The sequence below is a fragment of the Hymenobacter sp. UYP22 genome, assembly GCF_040547285.1.
Taxonomy (GTDB): domain Bacteria; phylum Bacteroidota; class Bacteroidia; order Cytophagales; family Hymenobacteraceae; genus Hymenobacter.
In genome coordinates, this window is record NZ_JBEPPK010000021.1 from 24040 (window position 1) to 38196 (window position 14157).

At 58.9% G+C, this 14157-nt stretch carries 20 protein-coding genes; 11 read left to right on the forward strand and 9 right to left on the reverse strand.

From position 1 onward, the window contains the following. Positions 1–21 precede the first annotated feature (21 nt). The 7 genes from ABIB60_RS21905 (at position 22) to ABIB60_RS21935 (ending at position 4555) form a co-directional block, all read left to right on the forward strand. The gene (locus tag ABIB60_RS21905; protein WP_354582469.1) at positions 22–420 is read left to right on the forward strand and encodes a DUF4783 domain-containing protein; all 399 of its coding nucleotides are present in this window, start codon (positions 22–24) and stop codon (positions 418–420) included. A gap of 140 nt (positions 421–560) precedes the next feature. Beyond that, on the forward strand, positions 561–1421 hold the full coding sequence (gene nadC, locus ABIB60_RS21910) for a carboxylating nicotinate-nucleotide diphosphorylase (RefSeq protein ID WP_354582470.1): 861 nt from the start codon (positions 561–563) through the stop codon (positions 1419–1421). A 91-nt stretch (positions 1422–1512) separates the two neighbouring features. Then, positions 1513–2118 carry a hypothetical protein gene (locus tag ABIB60_RS21915; protein ID WP_354582471.1) on the forward strand — a complete coding sequence of 202 codons (606 nt, stop codon included), beginning with the start codon at positions 1513–1515 and terminating at the stop codon, positions 2116–2118. A gap of 52 nt (positions 2119–2170) precedes the next feature. Then, positions 2171–2590 carry a hypothetical protein gene (locus ABIB60_RS21920; protein ID WP_354582472.1) on the forward strand — a complete coding sequence of 140 codons (420 nt, stop codon included), beginning with the start codon at positions 2171–2173 and terminating at the stop codon, positions 2588–2590. A 9-nt stretch (positions 2591–2599) separates the two neighbouring features. Continuing rightward, positions 2600–2881 carry a heavy metal-binding domain-containing protein gene (locus tag ABIB60_RS21925; RefSeq protein WP_354582473.1) on the forward strand — a complete coding sequence of 94 codons (282 nt, stop codon included), beginning with the start codon at positions 2600–2602 and terminating at the stop codon, positions 2879–2881. 121 nt (positions 2882–3002) lie between these two features. Next, on the forward strand, positions 3003–3743 hold the full coding sequence (locus ABIB60_RS21930; protein ID WP_354582474.1) for a class I SAM-dependent methyltransferase: 741 nt from the start codon (positions 3003–3005) through the stop codon (positions 3741–3743). 80 nt (positions 3744–3823) lie between these two features. Further along, positions 3824–4555 (forward strand): ZIP family metal transporter, encoded by a 732-nt coding sequence (locus ABIB60_RS21935; RefSeq protein WP_354582475.1) that lies wholly within the window; start codon positions 3824–3826, stop codon positions 4553–4555. Positions 4556–4981: 426 nt separating this feature from the next. Here the strand turns inward: ABIB60_RS21935 and ABIB60_RS21940 are convergent, their stop codons facing one another. The 3 genes from ABIB60_RS21940 to ABIB60_RS21950 form a co-directional block, all read right to left on the reverse strand. Next, positions 4982–6550: an OmpA family protein gene (locus ABIB60_RS21940; protein ID WP_354582476.1), complete on the reverse strand. Its 1569-nt coding sequence runs from the start codon at positions 6548–6550 to the stop codon at positions 4982–4984. Between the two features lie 153 nt (positions 6551–6703). Then, positions 6704–7036 (reverse strand): chaperone modulator CbpM, encoded by a 333-nt coding sequence (locus tag ABIB60_RS21945; protein ID WP_354582477.1) that lies wholly within the window; start codon positions 7034–7036, stop codon positions 6704–6706. 34 nt (positions 7037–7070) lie between these two features. After that, positions 7071–7985 carry a DnaJ C-terminal domain-containing protein gene (locus tag ABIB60_RS21950; protein ID WP_354582478.1) on the reverse strand — a complete coding sequence of 305 codons (915 nt, stop codon included), beginning with the start codon at positions 7983–7985 and terminating at the stop codon, positions 7071–7073. Between the two features lie 215 nt (positions 7986–8200). Between ABIB60_RS21950 and ABIB60_RS21955 the strand changes: the two genes are divergently transcribed. Beyond that, on the forward strand, positions 8201–8614 hold the full coding sequence (locus tag ABIB60_RS21955) for a DUF6799 domain-containing protein (RefSeq protein ID WP_354582479.1): 414 nt from the start codon (positions 8201–8203) through the stop codon (positions 8612–8614). Between the two features lie 73 nt (positions 8615–8687). On the opposite strand, the gene ABIB60_RS21960 is transcribed toward ABIB60_RS21955, so the two are convergent. From ABIB60_RS21960 to ABIB60_RS21970, 3 genes are read right to left on the reverse strand one after another with little or no spacing between them, the layout of a single operon-like run. Continuing rightward, a complete protein-coding gene (locus ABIB60_RS21960) occupies positions 8688–8891 on the reverse strand; it encodes a hypothetical protein (protein ID WP_315998099.1) in 204 nt (67 codons plus the stop codon). Positions 8892–8923: 32 nt separating this feature from the next. Continuing rightward, on the reverse strand, positions 8924–9307 hold the full coding sequence (locus ABIB60_RS21965; RefSeq protein WP_354582480.1) for a septal ring lytic transglycosylase RlpA family protein: 384 nt from the start codon (positions 9305–9307) through the stop codon (positions 8924–8926). Positions 9308–9321: 14 nt separating this feature from the next. Further along, the gene (locus ABIB60_RS21970) at positions 9322–10155 is read right to left on the reverse strand and encodes a glycoside hydrolase family 25 protein (protein ID WP_354582481.1); all 834 of its coding nucleotides are present in this window, start codon (positions 10153–10155) and stop codon (positions 9322–9324) included. A 133-nt stretch (positions 10156–10288) separates the two neighbouring features. On the opposite strand from ABIB60_RS21970, the gene ABIB60_RS21975 reads away from it, so the two are divergent. Together ABIB60_RS21975 and ABIB60_RS21980 are read left to right on the forward strand one after the other, a co-directional pair. Then, entirely contained in the window at positions 10289–10564 is a 276-nt protein-coding gene (locus tag ABIB60_RS21975) for a VF530 family protein (protein WP_354582482.1), read from the forward strand. Positions 10565–10724: 160 nt separating this feature from the next. Then, positions 10725–11051, forward strand: a complete 327-nt coding sequence (locus ABIB60_RS21980) for a hypothetical protein (protein WP_354582483.1) — start codon at positions 10725–10727, stop codon at positions 11049–11051. 95 nt (positions 11052–11146) lie between these two features. Here ABIB60_RS21980 and ABIB60_RS21985 read toward each other — a convergent pair whose 3' ends face one another. The 3 genes from ABIB60_RS21985 to ABIB60_RS21995 all read right to left on the reverse strand — a co-directional run bounded on the left by ABIB60_RS21985 (position 11147) and on the right by ABIB60_RS21995 (position 13194). Beyond that, a complete protein-coding gene (locus tag ABIB60_RS21985) occupies positions 11147–11491 on the reverse strand; it encodes an Hsp20/alpha crystallin family protein (protein WP_354582484.1) in 345 nt (114 codons plus the stop codon). A gap of 184 nt (positions 11492–11675) precedes the next feature. Continuing rightward, the gene (locus tag ABIB60_RS21990) at positions 11676–12746 is read right to left on the reverse strand and encodes an acyltransferase family protein (RefSeq protein ID WP_354582485.1); all 1071 of its coding nucleotides are present in this window, start codon (positions 12744–12746) and stop codon (positions 11676–11678) included. 79 nt (positions 12747–12825) lie between these two features. Next, positions 12826–13194 carry a VOC family protein gene (locus ABIB60_RS21995; RefSeq protein WP_354582486.1) on the reverse strand — a complete coding sequence of 123 codons (369 nt, stop codon included), beginning with the start codon at positions 13192–13194 and terminating at the stop codon, positions 12826–12828. An 88-nt stretch (positions 13195–13282) separates the two neighbouring features. Here ABIB60_RS21995 and ABIB60_RS22000 point away from each other — a divergent pair, with 88 nt between their 5' ends. Then, the gene (locus ABIB60_RS22000) at positions 13283–14026 is read left to right on the forward strand and encodes a PPK2 family polyphosphate kinase (RefSeq protein WP_354582487.1); all 744 of its coding nucleotides are present in this window, start codon (positions 13283–13285) and stop codon (positions 14024–14026) included. The last annotated feature ends 131 nt before the right edge of the window (positions 14027–14157 follow it).

Consider the following 14157-nt stretch of genomic DNA (forward strand, 5'->3'; position numbering starts at 1 on the left):
TGACGAACCTATACTGTTAGCATGAAACGTACATTCTTTTTGGCCCTTGCGCTGGTGTGCAACCTGCTGCTAACCGCCGGGGCCATGGCCCAGGGCGAGGCTTTTGGGCCCGTGCGCACCGCTATCCGCAGTTCTTCTTCCCGTGATTTGGCTCAGTACTTTGCGCCCACCGTGGAGTTGGGCTTTGATGGCGACAAGCAGAGCTACAGCGCCACGCAGGCCGAGTTTGTGATGCGGGACTTCTTCGCCAAGCACTCCCCGGCCTCTTTTGACTTCATTCACTACGGCGGCAGCAATGAAGGCACGCCCTATGCCGTGGGCAAATACACCGGGAAAGATGGCGCGTACCGCATGTTTGTGAAAATGAAACAGGCAGGCGGTACTCTAAAAATTGCCACCATCGACTTTACCAAGGAGTAGTTACCCCCGCAGTGGGAGCCGCCAGTAAGCAAAAGCGCCGTGGAAATCATCCACGGCGCTTTTTTTGTGCCCGATGATTACCCAGATCTGGTTTGGAAGCCAAGGGCAATGGAACGGCCCCTTTTTGCTATTTTTGCACCGTGCAAACCCCCTCGTATCTCACCCCCGAAGCTCTCGATACCTTCATCCGTACTGCCCTGGCCGAGGACATTGGCGACGGTGACCACTCGGCACTGTCGGCTATTCCGGCCGAGGCCCGCAACCGCGCCCACTTGCTCATCAAGGATGAGGGGGTGCTGGCTGGGGTAGAGTTGGCCCACCATATCTTCCGGGCCGTGGATGCCGACCTGCGCGTGGAGCAGCGCCTGGCAGATGGGGCCCGTGTGAAACACGGAGACGTGGCATTTATTGTGGAAGGCCGGGCCCAGAGTATTTTAACGGCTGAGCGGCTGGTGCTCAACTGCATGCAGCGCATGAGCGGTATCGCCACCCGCACAGCCCACCTTACCAGCCTGCTAGTCGGCACCAAGGCCCGGCTGCTGGACACGCGCAAAACCACCCCCAACTTCCGCCTCTGCGAAAAATGGGCCGTGCTGATTGGGGGAGGAGTGAATCACCGCTACGGCCTCTTCGACATGATTATTCTCAAGGATAACCATGTGGATTACGCTGGGGGTATTCGCCAGGCCATTGAAGCCTCGCAGGCGTACTTGGCCCGCACCGGCCGCCAACTGCCTATAGAGGTAGAAACCCGCACCTTGAGTGAAGTGCAGCAGGCCATGGAAGCCGGCGGCATCGACCGGATTATGCTTGACAATATGAGCCCGGCCCAGCTACGCGAGGCCGTGGCCCTGGTAGCGGGCCGCTTCCCCCTGGAAGCCAGCGGCGGCATCACCGAGGAAACCATTGCCGCAGTAGCCGCCACCGGCGTCGACTACATTTCGGTGGGCGCCCTCACGCACTCCATCCGCAGCCTCGATATGAGCCTGAAAGCTTTCTGATGGTTAGTTGTTGGCTGCTAAGTGTTAGTCGTGTAGGCTGGCAGCAACCAGCAGACAACAAACAGCAATCAACAATCAACAACCAATTACAATGCAACTCCCCAACCAACGCGGCGGCTACCGGCAACAACAGCAGCAACAGGCCGCTTCGCCGCTGGCCATCCGGACCAAAAAACACCAGCTCGACACCGACACCTACACCAAGATAGCCATGGGCCGGGTGTGGCGGCGCGAGTGGTGGTACGCCCTTATTCCGCTAGCGGTGGGGTTGATACCCGCCCTGATTTGGCCTTCCTGGTGGTGGGTGGCCGTGGCGTTGCTGCTCACGCTGGCTTACGTACTGTTCCGCTCGGCCCAGGTAACGGGTGTAACTCAAGTGGAGCAAACCAAGCCGCTGTTCGAAAAATTAGCGTATGAGTTTGACAACAAGCAGATTGTGCTACGCCGTAATGAGAAAGAAGGCATGCGCCTAACCTGGGACATGATCGGGCACGTACAGCGGGAGGCCGATGGATATCTGCTGTCTTTGAAGGCCCCGGAAATGCCCCAGGATTTGAAAGGCTGGCGCCTATGGGTGGCCAAAACCTTTGACACCCCCATCTTCGTGCAGGTGCCTGACCGGATTTTCAATTCCGCCAACGACCAAAAGCTGTTTGATGCTATGTTGCGGCGCAAAAACCTGCTGCCCGGCGGGTAAGCACTTCTTCTCTGCCTTTGAACTCACGATACTAGATAACTGAACCCTTCTCATGACCAAGCAACTCGCCCTTTCCGCCCTGGCCGTAGCCACGCTGGCCCTGAACGCCTGCAGCAGCGAACCATCCGACTGGCGCCCCGACAAAAAGGTATCGACGGATATGATTGAGCCCGGCACCCGCTCGTCCGATAACTTTGACCAGCACACCGCCGAGGCACCCAGCCAGCACAAAGGCGGTGCCATTGAGGAGCCGATTAGCTCGGAAGTAACTCTGGACGAGCCCAACCAGGCCAAGCGCACTACCGCCGAGGGGGCCCGCAGCGCCGATGCAATGGACGCCACTGAAACTAACAGCCCCGAAGCCCGCCAGAGTGTACGCACCAACCCCAAGCAGGACGAGAACAACTCCAGCACCACGGGGGCTACCAACCAGGGCGCAACTTCCAACAACACGACGGACGTTAAGAAGTAAGCTGCTTCAATGAAACGACACTTTTTGAAACAAGCAGGACGCCTTGGTGGGCTGTTGGCAGTGGTGCTACTAGCTGGCTGCGAGGCCAAAACGGCCACCGAGCAAACTGCCACGTCCTCGGCAGCAACTACTACTGCTCCCGCCGACTCGGCTGCTACGCCGGTAGTTACAGCGGCCTACATCTGTCCAATGGGGTGCGAGGGTAGCGCCAGCGACAAACCCGGTAAATGCCCGGTGTGTCAGATGGACTTGGAGCCTAACCCAGCTGCTAAGCCTGCTGCTCAGCTTTGATTTAAACGAGCGGGGCTCCATATTTGCAACATTATTGCAAATATGGAGCCCCGTATTTGTTACTGAAAAACAGAAAAAGGGCGTGTCAACGCCCTTTTTCTGTTTTCGATTGCTTCCCGCTATGCCCTCAGAACCCGCCGAATGGTTTAGTACCTGGTTTGACTCGCCGTATTACCATCGCCTGTACCAAAGCCGCGACTATGCGGAAGCCCAGGAATTTCTGAGCCGGTTGCTGGCCCATTTGCACCCCAAGCCCGATGCCCGCCTGCTAGACTTGGCCTGCGGTAAAGGCCGGCATGCTCGCTACCTCAGCGAACAGGGCTTTGAGGTGACGGGCGTAGACCTGTCGCCCCAGAGCATTGCGGCAGCCCGGCAGTTTGCCCACGAACAGCTGCACTTTCAGGTACACGACATGCGCGACTCGCTGCCCTACGGCCCGTTTGATTTGGTGCTGAACCTGTTCACCAGCTTTGGCTACTTTCAGCAGGAGGCCGAAAACGTGGTAGCCCTGCGCAACGCCGCCGCAGTAGTGCGGCCTGGGGGCAAGCTGGTTATTGATTTTCTGAACACAGAACAAGCCATTCGGGCCCTGGTAGCCCACGAAACCAAAACGGTGGATGGTACCGATTTTCACCTGTACCGGCATTTCAACAACGACTTCATTGTGAAGGAAATCCGTTTCCAGGACGAAGAAGGGCAGGAGCAATGCTTTGAGGAACGGGTGCGGGCCCTAACTCAGGAGCGGTTTGAGGAATACTTCCAGATGGCGGGACTGCGCCTGGCCGAGGTGCTGGGCGACTACCAACTGCGGCCGTTCGACCCGGCCACCAGCCCCCGAATGATTTTTGTGCTCAAAAAGTAGTCCGGCGCTTTCGGGCCCGCAGCCAGCTGATTCGCTGCGCGCCGGTAGTGCCTCATGTTTCTATCAACTGTCCTTTGCCTATGTGGTTTGCTGTTGCTGCGCTGTTCCTGACCGTGCTGGGAGCCGGCTGGCTTACCCGCCTGCTGCCCACCGCGCGCACAACCTGGATGAAGCCGCTGCTGGCTTTCAGCGGGGCCTATCTGTTCACCCTCACGGTTACGCACCTGCTGCCTGAGGCTTTGCAAATGTTGCCGGGGCATCGGGTGGGCTACTTTGTGCTGGCGGGTTTTTTCGGTCAGATGGTACTGGAAGTGTTTTCGCAGGGTGTGGAGCACGGCCATGTGCACCACCACACCGAGCACGCCGGCCGGGTGCCGTTTTTGCTGCTATTCTCTCTAGTGCTGCATTCCTTTCTGGAAGGCAGTATTTTAGTGAAAACCCCGGAGGCTGGCGACGTCAGCCAGAATTTCTACGCTATTCTGGCGGGGGTAGCACTGCACCACATTCCGGCGGCATTTGCCCTGATGGCGGCGTTACTGCTGCGCCTGGGCTCCTTTAAACGGGCTGTGCCGTATCTGCTGCTGTTTGCGGTGGCTGGGCCAGCGGGTATTATCGTGAGCAATTACGTGGTGTTAGAGCAGTTGCTGACGGGCGGGCTGTATGCGGGCCTGCTGGGTTTAGTGGCTGGCAATTTCCTGCACGTATCTACCACCATCCTTTTTGAAACCAGCCCCGACCATAGCCTAAACGTGCGCAAGCTGCTGGCTACTCTGGCTGGTTTGCTGCTGGCCCTGGCCGTAGATTTGGTGTAAGGAGCAGACGGCTTACCCCTCTGAATTGCTCAGTGTCAACGCACCAAAGAATGGCTATACTATACTAGGCTGTGTGGACAGTAAGCAAGCTTACATAACGCCACGTCATGCAGAGCCGAAGGCGAAGCATCTTGCGTGCTGACGTTGCAATGGTAAATCAACGTCAGCACGCGAGATGCTTCGTCACTGGCTCAAGGCGCCACATGCTCTGCATGACGTTCCGCTTAGTAGTAAGAAGCGTGACTGTCCACACAGCCTAGCGCTGTAACGGCCTCATGCGGATATGCAGGATATAGTTTTAACTCATTAGCTTGCCGCTACCGGTCAACATCGGGCTGAACCGTAATCAGCAGCTGCATGGGATACATAAAAAAAAGAGGCCCGCTCAACTGAGCGGGCCTCTTTTACTTTTACCGGGTGCGCAGCTTATTTGCGACGTACTGGGGCTTTTTTGGCAGGAGCCTTTTTAACGGGCGCTGCTTTTACTGGAGCGGCCGGAATTTCGGGGGCTGCACCGTACTTGGTTTCGGCAGGGTTCGGGTCACCAGGCAGGTACACGTCAAACTCTACGCGGCGGTTCATGGCGCGGCCGGCTTCCGTAGTGTTCGGAGCAATTGGCTTGGTTTCGCCGTACCCATGCGACACGATACGGTCTTCGGGGATGCCTTTGCGGAGCATGTAGGCGCGGGCCGAAGCAGCACGCTCATCCGACAGACGCAGGTTGTAGGCGTCGTCGCCCTTGTTATCAGCGTGGGCCGAGATACCGAGGAAATAATCGGGGTAGTCGTTCAGGATTTTTACCAGGCCGTCCAGGGTCGGGAACGAAACGGGCTTCAGGGTAGCCTTGTCGAACTCAAACTGGATGTACTTGGTGGCTTCCTGCAGACGCTTCTTCTCTTCCACCTTCATTTCAGGGCAGCCTTTGTTCGAGGCCGGACCGGGGCGGTTGGGGCAACGGTCTTGGTAGTCAGGAACACCGTCACCGTCTTTGTCCAAGGGGCAACCGTTAGCATCCACGGCTACACCGCCGGGGGTGTTGGGGCACTTATCGTTCTGGTCGATTACACCGTCGTTATCCGAGTCGGGGCAACCTTGCAGCTCTGCTTTGCCGGGGGTGTCGGGGCACTTGTCGTCGCCGTCGCGCACACCATCACCGTCACGGTCGGGGCAGCCTTCCAGCGCCGCCAGGCCTTTTTCGGTGGGGCATTTATCCTGGTAATCTGGCACACCGTCACCGTCGCCGTCGAGGGGGCAACCGTTAGCATCTACAGCTACACCAGCGGGAGTGCCGGGGCACTTGTCCTTTTTATCTGATACACCGTCGTTATCCTCGTCTTTCATTTTGCCGAGGTTCACGTTCAGGCCCACCGTGTGCTGCAGGAACCGGTCGTCGAACTTGTTATCGTCGCGGGGCTCAACACCGTCGATGTTGGCATTCAGCGGCACGTGCTGGCCGGTCTGCACAAACAGCGTCACGGCATCACCCAAGTGGAAGTCGATACCAGCCGCGCCGAACAGGTCGAAGTGGTTTTTGTCGTTGGCAATGTTGGTGCTTACGCCATTGCGGTTGAACGTACCCTCGCGGCTGGTGTAGGTGAGGCCGGGAGCGGCCAGCAAGTAAGGCCGCACGGGAGAATCCTCCCCCAGTAGCTTGAATTTCAGGCCCAGGTTTACGTTTACCACGTTGGTGGCGAAGTTGCTACCAAAGAAGGGAGCACCAGCCGGAGTGTCTTTTTTGAGTTCCACGTAGTTACCGCTCAACTGCACATCCAACCCTTTGGAAATGTAGCGGCTGAAGGTGATGCCGGGGGCATACTTGTTCTCGCTCCAGTCCCAGTAGTCAGAGCCGTAGTTGCCCTTGTACTGCATGGCACTCACGTTGATGCCAATGGCGGTTTTGCGGTCGGCCGTTTGGGCGTGCGAGAAATGAGGGGCGGCAGCACAGGCAACGAGGCCCAGCGCCAGCACCTTCGGGAGGGGAATGCGTGGAGGCATATTCGAAAAAAAAAAGGTGGCTGATGAGGAACTATCTGCTTTCCAGATTGGCCTTTTATACCCCAACTAGCAAGAAAGGTTGTGCTCACAGTGGAGCTTTACCTTTACATAATGCAACATTTCGGAACGTGTCATCCATTGCTGGCGCCCTGTTTACCGAAAGTTTACGTCTAACAGCGGGCCTGATCCGCGCAGAAATACCTCCAGTTGGTGAACCCGGGCGCGCTGTTGGTGCAGTTCCTGCTGCATCTGCTCCAGCCGCTGGCGCATGGCCAAAATCACCCCCAGACTGTCTTTGTTCAAGCCCAGGTCGTGGTGCAGGCGAGCCAAGCGAGCTACATGCAAGGGTTCCTCCTGCAGGGCATTGGGCACATCGGGGGCCGGCTGCAACAGGCCAAGGTCCACAAACTCGCGCACGTCGGTTTCGCTGAGCCCGTACCACGCTGCACAATCGTGGTAGGTGATGGTGATGATGTGAGTTTCCATAGGTCAGGCGTCGATGGAAGAGAGTAAGGAAGGCTTAGTTGCGGAGGTCGGCCAGTTGGCGGAACAAGGTTTTTTCCTGCTCGGTCAGGTTTTGGGGCAGCGTCAGACTCAGGCGTAAGTACAAGTCGCCAAACTGCCCAGACTGGCGGTACAGCGGAAAGCCTTTGCCCCGCAACCGCAGCCGGGTGCCGTTCTGGGTTTCGGGCTTGAGGGTAATTTTTACCGGACCCGACAGGGTATCAACTGTTTGCTCGCCCCCAAGCAAGGCCGTGTATATGCTCACTGGTACGTCCATCGTCAAGTCGTTGCCGGCGCGGGAGTAGCGGGCATCGGACCGGATGCGCAGGGTAATGTAGAGGGAGCCAGCCGGGCCGCCACTACGGCCGGGGCCGCCCTGGTCGCGCAGCCGAATTACCTGCCCGTCCTCCACGCCCGGCTGAATGGTGATGCGCAGGCTTTTGCCGTTTACGGTGAGGGTACGCGGACCGCCGTGGTAGGCGTCTTCCAGGCTCAGCTCCAATTCGGCCTGGTAGTCCTGGCCAGCGCGGGGCCGGGGGCTGCCCCCACTGCTACCACCGCCCATACCCCCAAACATGGAACTGAAAAAATCGGAAAAATCAGCTCCGCCGAATGGGTCTTCGCCTCCGTAGCCCCCACCTTGGGCATACTGGCCCCAGTCAAAGCCGCCGCCCTGGTTGCCACGGCCCGCACCGGCCTGCTGGTAGCGTTGCCAATCGGCCCCTAGCTGGTCGTATTTCTGGCGTTTCTCGTCGTCGCTGAGCACCTCGTTGGCCTCGTTGGCTTCCTTGAACTTGCGCTCCGCTTCGGCGTCGTTGGGGTTCACATCGGGGTGGTACTGGCGGGCCAGCTTGCGGTAGGCTTTTTTGATCTGGTCCTTGGTGGCGGTTTTCTCAACACCTAAGGTTTTGTAATAGTCTTTGTAGTCCACGGCTGTGCAGGAGAGGGCAGAATGAGAGGGGAACGGGCCGGACCACAACCTGAAAAAATGCGCTCCGGCTATTTTGAAACGAAACCATTCGGTGCGGGGTTACCGGCTCATGCGCGGCTGAATCGGCGGCAGTTCCGTAATTTGTAGCTCTGCTACGCTCAACCGCAAATCCATTCTCTCATCAACTATTTTCCACCAACTCCCCCCTCTTCTGTATGAAATGGTATCCTACTCTCACCGGGGCTCTGCTATTTGTGAGCCTGACCACTCTCACGGCTGAAGCCCAGACCAAACTGCCCCCTCGTCGCCCGGTTCAGCCCCGGCCCAAGGCTGCCACGCCCGTAGGTGTGACCATGAAGGATGGCTTTATGATGAAAGAGGGCAAAGTGATAGTAACCCGCGACGCGCACACCGAGGCCCTGGGCGCCGAAACCAGCGTGGTGAATGGCACCAAAATTACCCCGAGCGGCACCGTAACCATGCCCGACGGCACTACTGCCGTACTAAAAGAAGGCGACTATATGTCGTTGACGGGCCGCCTGACTACTATGGCTATGAAGGCCGAGCAGGACAGCCTGATGCAGCTGGCCAAAAACGGCAAGGGCAAAGTCAAAATCAAGAAAAAATAGCCTCTCGCACACCACTATGCGCAGGCCAGCCACCGGCTGCTCGGGCTTTTGGGCCGGGGCAGCCGGTGTTGGTTTAGCGGCGAGCCGTTTGGGTATAATCCTGGAAGATGAGGGCCACCTCGGCCTCGTCGCGGGCCTCCACCACCTCGTCCATCACAAATTGAATTTCAGCCTCGCTCCAGCCCTGGGCTTCAGCGGCTTTTACAAAAATGCCGAGTTGTGTAAACCGGTCGGCCTCGGCCGGCTGCGTCCATTGTACTTTCTTTCGAATTCGCATTGGGCAATAAGGGTAAAGGAAACCGGGGAAAACTAGCGGGCTTTGCGCACCACTTTCAACTCTACGGGTGCCACGCCGGCCTCGATAATACCAATTTTCCGGGCCGCTTTCTTGGAGAGGTCGATAACCCGGCCTTTGGCGTGGGGCCCCCGGTCGGTTACGGTTACTTTCACGGAGCGGTGGTTGCGCGGGTTGGTTACGCGCACCACCGTGCCAAACGGCAGGGTATTGTGGGCGGCGGTACGCTTTTCGGACCGGTACACGGTGCCGCTGGCTGTTTTGCGGCCGTCAAACTTATCGGCGTAGAAAGAGGCTTTGCCGCTTTGGGTAAAGGCACCGGAGCCACCCGCGCAGCCCGTAAGTAGCAGGCCAGCAAGTAAAGCCGAGGAAGTAGTAAGCCGCCAGGAAATGCGCATAAATACAATCGGAGTTAGTTGGGGGGGGGCGTTTGGCCCCGGGCCGGACTCCGCAGGGCCAGCAGCCGCTGAAAGTTGCCCTGAAACACATTGAAATCAACCGCACCCCGAATGCCGGGTACGTAGGCCTCATCGGAGTGCTGCCAGATAATCCATTTTTCGCGGGGCAATGCGGGTTGGGCCACTTCATAATGCGCCAGCCACAGCGGGTACGTATCGAAATGGCCGGCCAGGTGGCGCTTGTAAAAGCTGTAGTTGGAGTAGAGGATGGGCCGCACGCCGTAGTGCCGCTCCACCAGCCGTAGCCAAGTGGCTACCCCCCGGCGCATCTGGGCTACATCGTGAAACTCGGCGTGCTCCACGTCCAGCACGGGGGGCAGGTCGCCGGAGGCTAGGGGCACGGTACGGGTGAATAAGTTGGCTTGCTTGGTAGCGTCGTAGTTGGGCTGGAAGTAGTGGTAGGCTCCGCGGTAAATACCCGCGGCCCGCGCCCCCCGCCAGTTGCCCTGAAACCGACTGTCGCGCAGGGTTACGCCTTCTGTGGCCTTAATGAAAGCAAACCGCACCCGGTGGTCGGCCACCAGCGGCCAGTTGATGCGCCCCTGGTAGGAGGATACATCAATACCGTGAACCGAATAGCCTTCCAGCAAAGGGGTTTTCTCGCGGCCCGTGAGCGAGCCGCTGGTAAGAGAAGCATATACGCGCCGAGCGTAGCGGTGTACCTGCCGCTGGTGGCGCACGTACCACACGGCGCCCAGTAGCAGCCCCGCCAGCATGACCAGCAGCAACGGCCGCCGCCACCTGTTGGGGGCGGCTACGGAGCGAGGAGAAGAGCGGGTTGCGCGCATACAAACAGACCGATTACTGCCAAAGGTAACGTGGCTACGTCCGTTTCTGGTGCCCAAAAGCCTCGAAAAGCTGGCGCTGAGTAGCTAAATGCCTGGGCGTTTTTGCACTTTTGTATCTTATCTGCTCGAACGTATGGCTGATTTATCAAACCTGCCCCAGGATGTGCGCGACGAATCCGGCCACCTGATTCGGGAGTTGCACGGCGTATCCCTGGCCCAGATTCTGGAGTATCTGGTGGCCGCTTACGGCTGGCCGGAGCTGGACCGCCGCATCCGCATCAATTGCTTCGCTGTGGACCCCAGCATCAAATCCAGCCTCACGTTTCTGCGCCGCACGCCCTGGGCCCGCACCAAGGTCGAGGAGCTCTACATCCGCACCCGCACGGCGGAAGTACTGGGCCGGCGGTAAGGTGGTGAAATTGTGAAGGGTGAAGTTGTGGAATGGAGTAGGTGGCCTGCTGCCCGCAACATGCCACCGCTATGCCGCTCCGGTTTCACTCCGCATCATCCGCACCAATTTATAAGGTGTCAAACTCACAACTTCACCCCCTCACAACTTCACCAGTGCTATGGCTGATGTGCAACAGAAAAACGGCCCCCTCGCTTTTTGGGCGGGGGCGGGTTTGTTTGTGGTGTTTGAGGTAGTGACGTACTACACCCTCAAGTTTGCTACCTCCGGCATGGGCATGCCCGACCAGATGCAGCCCGAAAACACCATTGTGAGCAACTGGGTGAAAGCGGTGGTATTTCTGCTGCTGTACCTGGCCGTGCTGGTCGTGGCGGTGTTGGTGCTGAGCAACCGCCTGCCCCGGCGCTACCGGGGCCAGATTATGGGCTGGTTTTACGTGGCGCTGGCATTGGCCTTTGTGCTGCTCTGGCCCCTGTTCAACCCCTAACGGGCAATAAAAAAGCCACTGCGGGCAGCAGTGGCAGGTGAAACAAGAGGCCGGTCGGTCCCGGCGTTATAGGCAGGTAAGGCAAGTCGGGCGGGTTAGCGCTGCTTGATGGTGATTTCGCGGGGCTCGGCGTTGTCCTGGTACGGAATCCGGACCTGCAACTCCTGGCCCTCAAACACGGCGTCGATACGGGTAGCATCGAGGCCGGCGGGCAGCTGCAGTACGCGGCTGAACAAAGGAGCCGCCAATTGGTCTTCGGGCGAGTGCCGGAACTCGGCAAATACCGTCAGGGTGTTTTCATTAAGGACTACATGAAAGTTATCGGGGCTGACGGATGGCGCCGCAATGCGCACCACCACACCCTTCTCGCGCTTATCAACCCGCATGCTAGCCTGTGCAATACCGCCACCCAAGGTGTTCATCAGGTCGAGGTGAGGCATGATAGTACGGATGAAATCTTTGCTGATCAGGTTCATACGAAAGGTCCTTTCTAGTTACGGTGGGAGTATTTCAAATCCCGTACCAAACTGCAACTGCTCCAGTTACACTTATTAACTGGACAAAAAGTCTGACGAATACCCGACAAGCAGGATTGGTAATGGCGTTTTGTCTGCTTTTGCCTGATTAGGCGTAGCGCAGGTGCCGTTTCAGGCGGTCCAGCGGGCCTTCGATAAAGCGCCAGGAGGCGGCGCTCAGCAGCACAAGCAGGGGCGTGAGAACCAGCAGAGTAGGGAGGGGAGCCAGCAAAGTTTCGCGCCAGGGGGAGCCAGCGGGCCACAGCGTGTACACCACGCGCTGCCAGAATACGGGTAACAGCAGGTGGTACAAATACGTGCCGAAACTGCGCTGACCCAGCCACAGCAGTACCGGGTGCAGCAGGCCCAGCCGCCGGGCCGCCTCGGGCACGCGCAGCAGCCAGGCCAGCGTGAGGAAGGCGGCCCCGGCCCCTACCGCCGGAAACACCATCAGCCAGATGGTGCCGCCATCTAATGAATGCAGGCTGCCCCACAGCGCCCACCACACGGCCCAGGCCAGCAGCACAAAGCGCCCCCGGGCCCAGCGGGTTAGCGCGGCCGAGTTTTCCAGCAGCCGGAGTAAGGTGCCGGCGGCAAATAAATCGAGGGAGGCGGGCAGCAGCAGCAGCACAAAGCCGGGCGTGACCAGCAGGCTCCAACCCACCCGGAACAACAGCCCGCTCAGGCCCACGAGCAATAGCCAGCGCGGGCGGCGGCCCACCACTGCCAGCAGCGCCGGCCACAGCAGGTAAAACTGTTCGTCCACGGCCAGCGTCCAGAGGTGGCCGCACCCCTCGCCCCAGTGCTGGAGCTTGTAGAACAGCTGGTTGGCGGCTGGCAGCATAAACCAGGTGGGGTACTCCCGCACAGTAGCTAAGGGCAGCAAGGCGCTCAGGGCCAAAGCGCAGTAGTAGGGCGGAATGATGCGTAGCAGCCGGCGCAGGTAGAATGTGCCCATCCGCTGCCGCCAGGGCCCCGGTGCCCCCGGGTAGGCTTGCTGCTTCCAGACAATGCCCGAAATCAGGTAGCCGCTAAGGACGAAAAAAACCATGCGGCCCATTTCGCCCATCATGATGGGCGGGGCGGCCCAGTGCTGGAACACGACCACCCACACGGCAATGGCCCGCACCCCATTCAGCTGGGGGCGGTAAGCAAGCGGAGCGCCGGGCGGCGTGAGCATAAGCGGTACAGACAGAGGAGTGAAGGCCGCAAATTACCGCGTTGGCATGTACTGGCCCAACCTGGCTACCGCAGATGTGCTAGGGGACGGTAGGCAACTGGAAATACGGGTTCTGAATGACGCCCAGCAGATTGCCGAACGGGTCCTGCACCGTGCCTAGCCGGATGCCGCCGCCCACATCATGCACGGGCTGGTGAGGGTGCGCGCCGTGCGCCAGCAGGCGGGCGAAGGCCGCATCAGCATCGGGCACGCCCCAGTACGTTGAGGGGCCGCACTGCCCGGCTACGGGGCCGTTAGGGTCGAGGCCCAGCTCATAGCCACCAACGTTGAAGCCCACGTAGAATGGCTCATCAAAGTACGGCTCCTGTTCCAGCACTTGGCTATACCAGGCTTTGGCCTCTGCCAGGTTGCCTACGGGGTATACAATGGTGCGCAGTCTTTGCAGCATGGGGTAGGGAAGTAGATGAGTGGTACTGGAGTGTCCGCGTAAAACTGCCCCATTTTTCAGCAACATTCAACCCCTGTTTTCCACCGCTATGCCTGCCCTCTACCTCAAAAAACTGCCCACGCGGGCCCCGGAAAGCCACCACAAAAACACCACGCTTCGGGAGCTGAAAAAGCTGCGCCAGGAGCTGATTGACCTGCAAGACCGTCTGTATGCCGAGAACAAGCGGAGTGTGCTGGTGATTTTGCAGGGCATGGATGCCAGCGGCAAGGATGGGCTGATTCGGCGGGTGTTCAGTGGCATCAACCCCCAGGGCGTGCAGGTACACTCTTTCAAGGAGCCCACCGAGCTGGAGCTAGCCCACGACTTCCTCTGGCGGGTGCACCAGCAGGTGCCGGCCCAGGGAATGGTGCAGGTGTTCAACCGCTCCCACTACGAGGATGTGCTCATTACGCGGGTAAATGGGCTGATTACCACCGAAGAGGCCCGGCGACGGTTCACGGCCATCAACGCGTTTGAAAAGCTGCTGCAGCAGGCTGGTACCACGGTGCTCAAATTCTACCTGCATGTATCGGAGGAGGAGCAGCGGGAGCGGCTGGAGGAACGCCGTACCGACCCCGCCAAGCAATGGAAATACGAGGCCGCCGACGACCACAAAGCCAGCCAGTGGCCGGCCTATAAGGAAGTGTACGAAGACGTGTTTGCGCACTGCAACCCCGCCGCCTGTCCCTGGCACATCGTGCCCGCCGACCAGAACTGGTACAAAGCCTATGTGGTAGCCCGCACCCTCCGCGACGCCCTGGTAAAGCTTGATCCGCAATACCCGGAAAAATAAGTTGCGGGTTGTTAGTTGACAATTGCTGGTTGCCAGAGAAGCTGTTTAGGAAGTCGGTTGCTTGTTGATTTTACGCAGCAGGAGTGTCGTAAATGCGAGCCAATGCAGAGCGAGCCAGTTTTCCAGACACG